Consider the following 13,006-nt stretch of genomic DNA (forward strand, 5'->3'; position numbering starts at 1 on the left):
TGCCGGAAACTTATCGCTCTACACACGCTCAATGATCTTCTCCCCGAACAGCCCCTGCGGCCGGAACACCAGGAACAAGAGCGCCAGCATGTAGGCAAACCAGTTCTCCGTGGCGCCCCCAAGGAACGGCGCCCCGATCCAGAACTCGAACAGCTTCTCGCCCACCCCGATGATCAGGCCACCGACGATGGCCCCGGGGATCGAGGTGAACCCGCCCAGCATCAGCACCGGCAGCGCCTTCAGCGCGATCAGCGACAGCGAGAACTGCACGCCCGATTTTGCGCCCCACATGATCCCCGCAACCAGCGCCACGAAACCGGCGAGCGACCACACGAGGATCCAGATGTAATTCAGCGAAACCCCGACGGACAGAGCCGCCTGGTGGTCATCGGCCACCGCGCGCATCGCGCGGCCCTGCTTGGTGTACTGCGCGAACATCACCAGCCCGATCACCAGCACCGCCGCCACGATGGAGGCCACGATATCGAGGTTGTCGATGAACAGCCCGTAGCCCAGCGCATCAAAGGTCACCTGGTCGATCCAGAGGTTCAGACCCTGCGGCAGGCAGGTCCCTTCCGAGGCACAAACGTTGAGCGCCTTCAGCTCCGACCCCCACATCAGGTCCGCCACCCCTTCAAGAAAGAAGGCCAGGCCGATGGTGGCCATGAAAAGAATGATCGGCTCCTGCCCCACCAGGTGCCGGAACACGAACCGCTGCACCGCGATCGCCAGCAGGATCATGACGAGCACCGTAAAAATGATTGCGATGAAGGAATGCACGTTCCAGCCGAAGTAATGCACATCCGTCCCGAAGATTGCGTTGATCAGATGCGCAAAGGGCACCTGTCCGTTCTGGATGCCCACCAGCGTCATCGCCGCGAAAAGCGCCATGACCCCTTGCGCGTAGTTGAAGATGCCGGAGGCCTTGTAGATCAGCACGAAGCCAAGGGCGACGAGGGCGTAAAGCACCCCGGCCATCAGACCGTTGAGAAGGACTTCGATGGTAAAGGCGAGTTGTTCAGGCATTGCTCTGCCCCCCGATGTGCTGCACTGCGGCGCTGTACGCCCGGTGTACGCGCTGTGTACGCTGTGTGACTTTTAACGCTTCGTTCACAACCTCAGTCATGTGCCACCCCCAGGTAGGCGTCGATCACGTCCTGATTGTTGCGCACCTCATCCGGCGTCCCGTCCCCGATCTTCTTGCCGTAGTCCATCACCACGACGCGGTCGGAGAGGTCCATCACGACCCCCATGTCATGTTCGATGAGCGCGATGGTGGTCCCGAATTCGTCGTTCACGTCGAGGATAAAGCGGCTCATGTCCTCCTTCTCCTCCACGTTCATCCCGGCCATCGGCTCGTCCAGAAGCAGGATCGATGGCTCGGCCGCCAGTGCGCGTGCAAGTTCGACGCGCTTTTTCAAACCATAGGGCAGGCGCGCCACGGGTGTCTTGCGGATCGCCTGGATTTCAAGGAAATCGACAATCTTTTCAGCGACTTCCCGGTTTTCGATCTCTTCATCCTCGGCCTTGCCCTTCCACAGTGACTGCTGGAAAAGCCCGGTCTTCATATGCGTCAGCCGCCCGGTCATGACGTTGTCGAGAACGCTCATCCCCTCGAAGAGTGCGATGTTCTGAAAGGTCCGCGCGATCCCCTGCTGGGCCACCTGATAAGGCTTCATCGGCGGACGGCGGGAGCCCTTGTACCAGACCTCGCCCTCTTGGGGCACATAGAAGCCCGAAATCACGTTCAGCATTGAGGATTTACCGGCCCCGTTCGGCCCGATGATCGCGCGGATTTCCCCCTCGCGGATATCGAACGAAATGTCCTTGATCGCCTCCACACCGCCAAAGCGCAGGGTGATGTTTTTCATCTCCATCACCACCCCGCCGATGGTTCGGCCGTCCTCGGTGACGTAGCTTTCAACCGTATCTTTCATCCATCAAACCTTTGATTTATCGTCACCTTCCGGGATGGCGGGAGGGGCGTCGGCGCAGCCGCGCGTCCGCCCGTCATTCCGCCGCCAGCTTCTTGGTGGCGACTGGCAGCACCTTGGCCGCGCGGATCTCCAGCGTCGCCTTGATCGACCCCTTGCGCCCGTCCTCGTAGGTCACTTCCGTCTCGGTCGAGACCTTGTCCGAGCCGTCATAAAGCGCCGTGATGATGTCGTGATACTTCTCTTCGATGATCCGCCGCCGTACCTTCCGCGTCCGCGTCAGCTCCCCATCGTCCGCGTCCAGTTCCTTGTGCAAAACCACAAAGCGGTGGATCTGGCAGCCCGACAGCATCTCGTCTTCGGCAACGCTCGCGTTCACGTCCTCCACGTGGCTCTGGATCGTGTTCATCACCTGCGGATGCCGCGCCAGTTCCTGATAGGAGGCGTAGCCGATGTTGTTCCGCTCGGCCCAGTTGCCCACGGCCGTCAGGTCAATGTTGATAAAGGCGGTGCATTCGTCCCGCCCGTTCCCGAAGACCACGGCCTCGAGGATGTTGGGGAAGAATTTCAGCTTGTTTTCAACGTACTTGGGCGCAAAGAGAGACCCGTCCGCCATCTGGCCCACGTCCTTCGCGCGGTCGATGATGCGCAGATGCCCGGTGTCCTCCTCGATAAAGCCCGCGTCGCCGGTGGCGACCCAGCCTTCGGGGTCCTTGGTGTCCGCCGTGCTTTCGGGGTTCTTGTAGTATTCCACGAAGACGCCGGGCGAGCGGTAGAAGACCTCGCCGGTTTCGTTGATCTTCAACTCCACGCCCGGCGACGGCACGCCCACGGTGTCGCTGCGCACCTCGCCGTCGGGCTGGGCGGTGATGAAAACCGTGGCCTCGGTCTGGCCATAGAGCTGTTTCAGGTTGATGCCCAAAGAGCGATAGAAATCAAAGATTTCCGGCCCGATCGCCTCACCCGCCGTATAACCCACGCGCACGCGGGAAAAGCCCAGCGTGTTCTTCAAAGGTCCGTAGACGAACAATTCGCCCAAGCGATACTTGAGCCGGTCGCCAAGGCTGACCTTCTTACCGTCGAGGATCGCAGGGCCCACCTTGCGGGCGTGCGCCATGAAGTGGTCAAAGAGCCATTTCTTGAAGCGGCCCGCGTCCTCCATGCGGATCATTACGTTCGTCAGCTGCGTTTCGAACACACGCGGCGGGGCGAAGTAATAGGTCGGGCCGATCTCGCGCAAATCAACCGCCATGGTGTCCGCGCTTTCGGGGCAGTTTGTGCAGAACCCCGTCCACATCGCCTGACCGACCGAGAAGATGAAATCGCCCACCCAAGCCATCGGCAGATAGGCGAGGATGTCGTCGCTCTGGCGCAGCTTGTCGAACTCGGACGAGGACTTCGCGGTTTCGATGATGTTGCGGTTGCTCAGCACCACGCCCTTGGGTTTGCCGGTGGTGCCCGAGGTATAGAGCATCACGCCGGTGCTGTCGTAATTCAGCTTGGCCTCGCGGGCGCGTAGCTCTTTGATGTATTCGTCATGGGCCGCGCGGCCCTGTTCCTGCACGTGGGTGTACTGGTGCAGATGCGTGTGGTCGTATTTCCGCAGACCCCGCGGGTCGAGATAGATCATGTGCTCGAACTGGTGCAGCTTGTCCTGCACCTCGATCACCTTGTCGACCTGTTCCTGATCGCCCGCGATGACGAAGCGCGCGCCGCAGTGGTCGAGCACGTAGGCCATCTCTTCTGCGTTGGCGTCCTGATATAGCGGGACCGGCACGGCGCCGACCATCTGAGCGGCGATCATCGCCCAGTAGAGATAGGGGCGGTTGCGGCCGATGATGGCGATGAAATCGCCCTCGTTCACACCGAAGTTCAGGAGGCCCAGCGCCAGCGCCTCGACCTCTTTTTCGGTCTCGGCCCAGGTCCAGCTTTGCCAGATACCGTATTCCTTTTCGCGGTACGCCGGTGCGTTCGCGAACTTCTGAGCGTTACGGTGCAAAAGCGCCGGGACGGATTGCGGTCCGTCGGCGCGCGTTTCAGGCGTTGCCAATGTCTTTCCTCCCATACCTGCCGTTCTTGGGGCAGGAACGATCGCGTGGCGCGCGATTCTCGCTTCCCGTAGGATGCGGATGGCACCGTGGAGGTCAACTTTTTCCTAAAGTTTTCCCAATCCTTACGAATTGTAACAGCCGTTCATCTTCCTTTGCGCGGTGCCGCGCCCGGTGCTAGCGATAGAAGCGGAGGAGCCATGCAGATCACGGACGAACAGGCCAAGGCGATGACCAGCGCGGGGCTGAACCTGATCGCGCAGGCCCTGTCGATTTACGATTCGGACCTGAATCTTGTCGTTTGCAACGCCCCCTTTCAGCAGATGTTCAGCCTGCCTGACCGCCTTGTGACCCCCGGTGCGACCTTCGAGGAGACCATCAGGTATTTGGCCGGGCGCGGGGAATACGGAGCTGTCGAGGACATGGAGGCATTTGTCGCCGAACGGGTCGAGCAGGCTCGGGCTTTCAAGCCGCATTACATGGAGCGAACCCGGTCGAACGGGCGCACCATCAGTGTCGAGGGGTCCCCCCTGCCGCAGGGCGGATGGGTCACGGTCTATACGGACATTACCGCGACCAAGGAGCAGGAAGCGCTGTTGCGCGCCCGTTCAGATGCGCTGTCGGATCAGGTACTGGCCCATGCCGAGAAGCTGAGCCAGACCAACCGCGAGCTGGCAGCGATGATCACCACTCTGGAAGAGACCAAGCGTCAGCTGACCGAGAGCGAGGCGCGCACGCGGCTGACGACCGAGATGATGCCGGCGCACATCGCCCATGTGGATGCGACGGGCTGCTACACCTATTCCAACCGCCGCCTGTCGAGTGTCATTCCCGGACGACCCAGCAATATCGTGGGGCTGAACATCAGGGATGCGCTGGGGGCTTCGGCATTCGGGCGGATCGAGGCGTCGCTGAAGGAAGCCTATGGCGGCGCGCCGTCGGTGCTGGAGTTTACCGACGACGCTTCGGCCCGGCGCATCCGGGTGGCCTTTACCCCCGACGGGCAGGGCGGCGTCTATATTCTGTCGATGGACATCACCGAGGAAACGCAGGCGCGCGTCGCCCTGCAACAGACCCGCAAGCGCGAGATCGCGGCGCAGATGATCTCGGGGCTGGCGCATGATTTCTCGAACCTGCTGACGATCATCCTTGGCATGCAGTCGCGGCTGAAACGGTTGCCGGATATGCCCGCTGGGACGCGGGAGTTGATCGAGGGGACGCTGGCGGCGGCGCGCCGGGGCGGGGCGCTGTTGAGCTCCATCGCCGATGTGACAGGCCCGCGCGAGCTGCGCCCGATGGCGACGGACCCCGGGCAGCTGATCGACGATCTGACGGTGCTGGCGACGCCGACGTTGCCGGCGGGTGTGGTGCTGCGGACCTACAACCAGATGCCCGAGGCACCGGTGCTGCTGGACAAGGGGCGGCTGACGGACAGTCTCTTGAACCTGATCCTGAACGCCCGCGACGCCTGCGGCACGGCGGGGCAGATCACCCTGACGCAGCGGCTGGTGAATGACATCTGGATCGAATGGACGGTGGCCGACAACGGGCCCGGTTTCTCTGCTTCGGCGCTGGAGCGGGGGATCGACCCGTTCTTTACCACCAAGGGCACCGAAGGCTCGGGCCTCGGGCTGTCGATGGTCTATGACATGACCAAGTCGGCGGGCGGCGATCTCCGCCTGCGCAATGGGCCGGCGGGGGGGGCGCAGGTGGTGCTGCGGCTGCCTTACCGGGCAGCGCTGCCGGCCACCACGGGCCTTGTCCTGCTGGTCGAGGATGACGGGGATATCCGCGCGGGCGTGCGCGACATGCTGATGGGGCTTGGCCATTCGGTGATCGAGGCGGCGAGTGCGGACGAGGCAACGGCGCTCTTGGCCGATCTGCCGGACATTGCGCTGGTGCTGTCGGACATCCAGCTTGTGGGCGAGGCGACGGGCATTGATCTGGCCAAGCGGGTCGGAGATGCGATGCCGCTGGTGCTGATGACCTCGCTGCCTGCCGATCACGCGCTCTTCCGCGCCGCGCAGCAGGTCGCCCCGGTGCTGCGCAAGCCCTTCGCGGCAGAGGATCTCGCCGCGCTGATCACGCCGGAGGCAGTGGCCGCGCAATGAGCAAGCCTTTCGTCACCATCCTCGACGATGAACCGGAGATCCGCACGCTGCTGGCCGATGCGCTGGAGGAAGCGGGGTTCGAGACGCTGAGCTTCGGCCGTGCCCGCGCCTTCGAGGCGGCACTCGCCAAGCGCACGCCCGATGTCTGCCTTGTGGATCTGAGCCTGCCTGACACTGACGGTCTGGCCCTTGTGCACCGGCTGGCGCTGGAACAGGGCGCGGTGGTGATCATCATCTCGGGCCGTGCGCAGGTACAGGACCGGGTGACGGGGCTGGAACTGGGGGCGGATGACTACATCATCAAGCCCTTTGACCCGGCCGAGGTCGTGGCCCGCATCCGCGCGCGGCTGCGCAGCCCCAAGGCCAGCGGTCAGGGCGGCAATACCGCGCGTTTCAACGGCTGGACGGCGCATTTCGACCGCTACGTGCTGCAGGACGAGGCGGGCGAGGAGGTGCCGTTCTCGCAGGCCGAGAGTGAAGTCCTGCGACTTTTCCTCGAAAGCCCCAAGCGATTGATAAGCCGGGCGCAGATGCAGGAAAGCCTCGGCGGCGTGGCCTCGGAAAGTTTCGACCGCGCCATGGACGTGCGCATCTCGCGCCTGCGCACGAAACTGCGCGAGGACCCCAAGAACCCGCAGCTGATCAAGACAATCTACGGGGCGGGGTATATCTTTCTGGGCGATGTCACATGGAGCTAGCGCCGCGGCGGCATGGGGCGGACAGCCCCGATCTGCCCGCGCTGCACGCTCTGATCCACAGCTGCTTTGCGCCGCTTAACGCGCGGATCGACCCGCCGTCATCGGTTGCGTCCCTCAGCCTCGAACGGCTGGCCGCCGATGCCGAAGCTGGTGAGGCCTGGTCACTGGGCGAACCGCCGCTCGCTTGCGCCATCCTGACACCGGCACCGAATCACCTTTACATAGGTAAGATCGCCGTGGCGCCTGCCGCCCGACGCAGCGGGCTGGCACAGCGCCTGCTGGCGCTGGCAGAGGAACGGGCGCGTGCGCTCGACAAACCCGCACTCCTCCTGCAAAGCCGGGTCGAACTGACCGAGAACCACGCGCTTTTCCGGAAGGCAGGGTTTCGCGAAACGGAACGCACGACACATGAGGGGTTCGACCGTCCCACCTCGATCACTTTCGCAAAGTCCCTTGTGCCGGACATGACCAAAAGCAGCGATTGACAGCCGCCCGGCAAGCGATTGAATGCTTCTGACCGATCTGATCGGAGTCGCGCCATGTTCGTCACCGTCCCTTCCCGCTTCGATCCGGTCTATACCCAGGCCTATGCCTGGCTGGGTCAGTACACGCTGGCCAGCGACGCGGTCAGCCCGGTCGCCCTGACCACGGCGACAGAGACAGCCGCAAACATGCTGCGGCACCGCCCCGATATCGCCGCGCGCCTTGCCGATGCCGACAGCCGCATCGCGATCATCCCCGGCAATGAAACGACGCTGCTGATCCCCGAACACGCGCCCTTCGCCCCGCAAAAGGGATACGGCGGCACGCTGGGCATCCCGGTGACCAGCGTGACCGAGAACAACATCCTGCGGCTACAATCGCCGCTGAACGCGCATCCAACCCAGAACATCACCGTGCACGAATTCGCCCATGCGATCGAGAACATCGGCTTTGACGACGCGCTGCGGCTCGAGCTGTCGACGGCCTACGCCCTTGCCATGGACGGGGGCCTCTGGGCCAACACCTATGCGGCCACCAACGAGGACGAATATTTCGCCGAAATGTCGAATGCCTATTTCGACCACGAGCGCCCGCCCGACGCCTTTACCAATTTCGTCAACACGCGCGAGGAGCTGGCGGAATACGATCCGCTGGGCTTTGCCCTGCTGGAAAAGGTCTATGGCAACGACAGCTGGCGCGACGGCGATTGGGCGGGCAGCCAAGGCGCGGACATGCTGGTCGGTCTTGGTAACGGCGATTTTCTCTTCGGGCAGGACGGCGATGATACGCTGAATGGCGGGGCGGGCAACGATGTGCTTGACGGCGGGCACGGGGTGGACAGGGCGGTTTTTGACGCGTCATCGACGGCCAGCACGCTTGTCCTGTCCGCGGACGGGCCGATCACGGTCCAGGACCGGACAAGCGGCGGCGCGGGGCAGGATACCCTGATCTCCATGGAGGAGGTGATCTTTGGCGACGGGCGGCTTGTCGATCTGACGGCGATGGAGGGGATCACGACGCTGTCCGAACCCCAGCTTTCCGCCATCGTCGAGCTCTACATCGCCTATTTCAACCGCGCACCCGACGCCAATGGCCTGTATTTCTGGGGCAATGCCTATGCCAAGGGCACCACGCTGCCCGATATGGCGCGGCTTTTCATCGATCAGGACGAGACCCGCGCGCTCTATCCTGCGGAGATGACCAGTGCCGGGATCGCGACGGCGGTCTATACGAACGTGCTGGGCCGGGTGCCGGACCAGGCGGGCTTCGATTTCTGGGTGGGTGTCCTCAATTCCGGTGCGGTGGGGCGGGATATCTTTATCCTTGCCGTGCTCGAGGGGGCCAAGGCTGCCCCGCCCCCCGGTGCCACCCCCGATTTCATCAGCCAGCAGCTTGCCGACCGGCAGTACCTTGGAGACAAGACCGATATCGGCGCGCGCTTTGCCGTGACGTTCGGGATGTCCGACGTGGCGGATGCGGTGGCCACCATGGCGCTTTTCGACGGCAGCGCTGACAGCATCGCGGCAGCGGTCGCCGCTATCGACAGCCATTACGCGGATGCACTGGCCCCCGGTGCAGGCGACTTTCTGATGCCGCTTGTGGGCCTTTTCAACGATCCCTTCGCAGTCTAGAGCCGCGCCACCGCCTCGGCCAGCACGCGCAGGCCCGCCACCAGGTCTTCCTCGTCGGTGTCTTCCTCGAAGGCGTGGCTGATCCCGCCGATGGAGGGCACGAAGAGCATGGCCGCAGGCATCAGCCGCGCCACGTTGGTCGCATCATGGAGTGCGCCGGAGTGCATGCGGCGCCATTTGCCGGGTGCGACTGTTTCGGCCCCGGCCTCGAGCGCCGTGCGCAGCCGCGTGTCCATCGCGGTGGGCTCGAGTTCCCACATGGGGCCAAACTCCACGCCAAGGCCCATGTCGCCCGCGACCTCTTCTGCACAGTCCCGCACGATCCGCTCCATCCGCCGCAAACGGTCCGCATCGCCATCGCGCCACTGCATCGAAAACGTCACCCGTCCCGGCACGATGGAAGAGGCATTGGGGTGCAGGTCCACCTGTCCGATGGTCCAGACGGTCGTCGGCGTGACGACGTTGCGCAGCCGGTCGTTCAGCGTGGTATTGAACCGGCTCAGCCCCTGGAAGGCATCGCGGCGCAGGTGCATCTGGGTGGTGCCCGCGTGGTTCTGCTGGCCGGTCAAGGTGATGGGGATCTGCCGCACCCCGACGATGGCATCGACAACGCCGATCTGCTCGCCCGCCGCAGCGAGCGTGAGGCCCTGTTCGATATGCAGCTCTATGAATCCGGTGAATTGCGCGGGGTTCACGTCCCCCGTCACCAGATCGCCCAGCGCCTGCCGTGCGTCCCGCAACGTCAGGCCACCATGATCGGCAATCCCATCCACTTCCGGCAAGGGGGTATACCCGCTCCAGACCGAAGACCCTGTCAGGCCACCAAAACGCCCTTCCTCGTCCTGGAAAGAAACAACCGAGACCGCAGGTCCCCCCGCTTCGCGCGCCGCGCGTGCCACCTCCAGTGCTGCGATGACCCCCAGCGCCCCGTCGAGCCAGCCGCCTTCGGGCTGGCTGTCGGAATGCGAGCCCATCAGCAGCGAGGGCGCGTCAGCCAGACCAAAGACATTGCCCATGGCATCGACCTCGACGCGTAGACCCGCTTCGGCAAACCGCCCCGCCAGCCAGCGCCGCGCCGCCACATCGGCGTCCGAGAAGGCAGGCCGCACGACGCCCTTGCCCACACCGGAGGCACCGAAGTTCCGCAACTCATGCAAATCTCTAAGAAACCGCGCCGCATCGACTTTCATCGTCATCTCTTTCTGGCCAGATAAAGCCCCGGGGTTTGGGGCAGAGCCCCAATTCATAGATAGAACGCGGGCTTTGCCCGCACAATCGGATCACTCCGCCGCGACTTGTTCCACCGCCGCCTCGACGCGGACCGCCGAGAACTTGAACTCGGGGATCTTGCCATAGGGGTCCACGGCCGGGTTCGTGAGGATGTTCGCGGCCGCTTCCACGTAGGCGAAGGGCAGGAACACCATGTCGGGGGCAACCGCGCGGTCCTCGCGGGCCATGATCTCGATGGAACCGCGCTTGGTCGTGAGGCGCACGTGTTCGCCCGGCGCGACGCCCAGCTTGCGCAGGGTGGAGGGATGGAGCGAGCAGTTGGCCTCGGGCTCGACCGCATCGAGCACGCTGGCGCGGCGGGTCATGGAGCCGGTGTGCCAGTGTTCCAGCTGTCGCCCGGTGGTCAGGATCATCGGGAAATCCGCATCCGGCACATCGTCCGGCGCGATGATCGACGCAGGCGTAAAGCGCGCGCGACCGTCGGGGCGGGGGAATCCGTCGGCAAAGACGATGGGCTGGCCGGGGTCCTCGGGCGAGAGCGACGGGTAGGTCACCGCGTTCTCGTTCTCGAGCCGCTCCCAGGTGATGTTGTTGAGCGAGCGCATGTTCTGCTTCATCTCGGCAAAGACATCCGCGGGGCCGGTGTAATCCCAGCCGAGTCCGAGCCGCTTGGCCAGTTCCACCTCGATCCACCAGTCTTCGCGCGCCTCGCCGGGGGGCGGCACGGCGGGGCGGCCCATTTGCACCTGGCGGTTGGTGTTGGTCACCGTGCCCGTTTTTTCGGCAAAGGCCGAGGCGGGCAGGATCACGTCGGCGTAGTTCGCCGTTTCGGTGATGAAGATATCCTGCACGACGAGGTGGTCGAGCTTGGCCAGCGCGTCGCGGGCGTGTTCGACGTCCGGATCGGACATGGCGGGGTTCTCGCCGAGGATATACATACCCCTGATCTTGCCCGCGTGCACCGCGTCCATGATCTCGGTCACGGTGAGGCCCTTCTGGTTGGAGAAATCCCCGCTGCCCCAGACCTCAGTGAAGGCCGCGCGGACCTCGTCGTTCATCACCGACTGGTAGTCGGGCAGGAACATCGGGATGAGGCCCGCGTCGGACGCCCCCTGCACGTTGTTCTGGCCCCTGAGCGGATGCAGCCCGGCGCCGGGGCGGCCCACCTGGCCGGTCATCAGCGCAAGCGAAATCAGGCAGCGGGCGTTGTCGGTGCCATGGATGTGCTGGCTGACGCCCATGCCCCAGAAGATCATCGCGGCCTTGGCCCCGGCAAAGGTGCGCGCCACGTCGCGCAATACTTCCGCGTCGATGCCGCAGACGGGGGCCATGGCCTCGGGCGAGAAATCGGCGAGGTGTTCCTTTTCGGCCTCCCAGTTCTCGGTATAGGCCTCGATGTACTGCTGGTCATAAAGCTCTTCCTCGACGATCACGTGCATGATCGCGTTCAGCATGGACACATCGGTGCCGGGGCGGAATTGCAGCATGTGGCTGGCAAATCGGCGCAGGCCGACGCCGCGCGGGTCCATCACAATGAGCTTCCCGCCGCGCTTGGCGAATTGCTTGAAATAGGTGGCGGCGACGGGGTGGTTTTCAATCGGGTTGCAGCCGATGGCGATGGCGACATCGGCATTCTCGATCTCGTTGAAGGTCGCGGTGACGGCGCCGGAGCCCACGTTTTCCATCAGGGCCGCGACCGAGGAGGCGTGGCAAAGCCGCGTGCAATGGTCGACGTTGTTGTGACCAAAGCCCTGGCGGATCAGCTTCTGGAAGAGGTAGGCCTCTTCGTTGGTGCATTTGGCCGAGCCGAAACCGGCGACGCCGGTGCCGCCGATGTCTTTCAGGCCCTTGGCGGCGAAATCCAGCGCCTCGTCCCAGGAGGCTTCGCGGAAATGGGTCTGCCAGTTACCGGGGTCGACATTGAGGCCCTTGGCCGGTGCATCGTCGCGCCGGATCAGCGGTTTCGTCAGGCGATGCGGGTGGTGGATGTAGTCAAAGCCGAAGCGGCCCTTGACGCAGAGGCGGCCTTCGTTCGCGGGGCCGTTGATGCCCTCGACATACTTGATCTTGCCGTCCTTGACCTTGAGCGAGACCTGGCAGCCGACGCCGCAGAAGGGGCAGATGCTGTTCACCTCTTCGTCGAAGTCGGCGCTGTCGCCTTTCTGGTCGTCATCGAGCACGGTGGCGGGCATGAGCGCACCAGTCGGGCAGGCCTGTACGCATTCACCACAGGCAACGCAGGTGCTGGCCCCCATCGGGTCTGCCATGTCGAAGGTGGGCCAGCTGTCGTGCCCCCGGCCCGACATGCCGATCACGTCGTTGACCTGCACCTCGCGGCAGGCGCGGACGCAGAGGCCGCACTGGATGCAGGCGTCGAGGTTGACGCGCATGGCGACGTGGCTGTCGTCGAGAAGCGGAATGTGGCCCTCTTCAAGCTTTGGAAAGCGGCTTTCCCCGACACCGTTCATCGCTGCCATATCCCACATGTGCGACGAGCGGTCGTGGGCCGCCTCTTGGTCAGGATGATCGGCCAGCAGCAGTTCGATCACCATCTTGCGCGCGTTCTCGGCGCGGGCGTTGTTGGTGGTCACCACCATGCCTTCGGAGGGTTCGCGGATGCAGGAGGCGGCGAGCGTGCGCTCGCCCTCGATCTCGACCATGCAGGCGCGGCAGTTGCCGTCGGGCCGGTAGCCGGGGGCGGGCTTGTGGCAGAGGTGCGGGATCTTGAGGCCGCGGCTGTTGGCCACTTCCCAGATGGTCATGCCGCGTTCCGCCTCGACCGTCTCGCCGTCGAGCGTGAAAGTGATCTTGTCGGCCATGCTGAGCCCTCCCGCAATTGGCAACTCTATAGCGAATCCACCGCTTTCGCAG

9 protein-coding genes are annotated in these 13,006 nt (G+C 64.0%); 4 read left to right on the forward strand and 5 right to left on the reverse strand.

Annotation, left to right across the window (positions count from 1 at the left end):
• Window positions 1–18: 18 nt before the first annotated feature.
• The 3 genes from AB2B41_RS09495 to AB2B41_RS09505 all read right to left on the reverse strand — a co-directional run bounded on the left by AB2B41_RS09495 (window position 19) and on the right by AB2B41_RS09505 (window position 3,984).
• On the reverse strand, window positions 19–1,026 hold the full coding sequence (locus AB2B41_RS09495; protein WP_367877544.1) for a branched-chain amino acid ABC transporter permease: 1,008 nt from the start codon (window positions 1,024–1,026) through the stop codon (window positions 19–21).
• Between the two features lie 92 nt (window positions 1,027–1,118).
• Entirely contained in the window at window positions 1,119–1,937 is an 819-nt protein-coding gene (locus AB2B41_RS09500) for an ABC transporter ATP-binding protein (RefSeq protein WP_367877545.1), read from the reverse strand.
• A gap of 73 nt (window positions 1,938–2,010) precedes the next feature.
• Entirely contained in the window at window positions 2,011–3,984 is a 1,974-nt protein-coding gene (locus AB2B41_RS09505; protein WP_367877546.1) for an AMP-binding protein, read from the reverse strand.
• Between the two features lie 198 nt (window positions 3,985–4,182).
• Between AB2B41_RS09505 and AB2B41_RS09510 the strand changes: the two genes are divergently transcribed.
• From AB2B41_RS09510 to AB2B41_RS09525, 4 genes are read left to right on the forward strand one after another with little or no spacing between them, the layout of a single operon-like run.
• Window positions 4,183–6,093, forward strand: a complete 1,911-nt coding sequence (locus tag AB2B41_RS09510; RefSeq protein WP_367877547.1) for a PAS-domain containing protein — start codon at window positions 4,183–4,185, stop codon at window positions 6,091–6,093.
• Window positions 6,090–6,791 (forward strand): response regulator transcription factor, encoded by a 702-nt coding sequence (locus tag AB2B41_RS09515; protein WP_367877548.1) that lies wholly within the window; start codon window positions 6,090–6,092, stop codon window positions 6,789–6,791. Before AB2B41_RS09510 ends, AB2B41_RS09515 begins: the two co-directional genes overlap by 4 nt.
• A complete protein-coding gene (locus AB2B41_RS09520) occupies window positions 6,782–7,276 on the forward strand; it encodes a GNAT family N-acetyltransferase (RefSeq protein ID WP_367877549.1) in 495 nt (164 codons plus the stop codon). The genes AB2B41_RS09515 and AB2B41_RS09520 overlap by 10 nt, the downstream gene beginning before the upstream one ends.
• Before the next feature lie 54 nt (window positions 7,277–7,330).
• Window positions 7,331–8,905 carry a DUF4214 domain-containing protein gene (locus AB2B41_RS09525; protein WP_367877550.1) on the forward strand — a complete coding sequence of 525 codons (1,575 nt, stop codon included), beginning with the start codon at window positions 7,331–7,333 and terminating at the stop codon, window positions 8,903–8,905.
• On the opposite strand, the gene AB2B41_RS09530 is transcribed toward AB2B41_RS09525, so the two are convergent.
• Both AB2B41_RS09530 and fdhF read right to left on the reverse strand, forming a co-directional pair.
• Window positions 8,902–10,095, reverse strand: a complete 1,194-nt coding sequence (locus AB2B41_RS09530; RefSeq protein ID WP_367877551.1) for a hydantoinase/carbamoylase family amidase — start codon at window positions 10,093–10,095, stop codon at window positions 8,902–8,904. The genes AB2B41_RS09525 and AB2B41_RS09530 overlap by 4 nt on opposite strands.
• A gap of 90 nt (window positions 10,096–10,185) precedes the next feature.
• The gene (gene fdhF / locus AB2B41_RS09535) at window positions 10,186–12,954 is read right to left on the reverse strand and encodes a formate dehydrogenase subunit alpha (protein WP_367877552.1); all 2,769 of its coding nucleotides are present in this window, start codon (window positions 12,952–12,954) and stop codon (window positions 10,186–10,188) included.
• Window positions 12,955–13,006 lie beyond the last annotated feature (52 nt).

Origin of the sequence: Sulfitobacter sediminis (assembly GCF_040811725.1) — a bacterium.
GTDB lineage: Bacteria > Pseudomonadota > Alphaproteobacteria > Rhodobacterales > Rhodobacteraceae > Sulfitobacter > Sulfitobacter sediminis.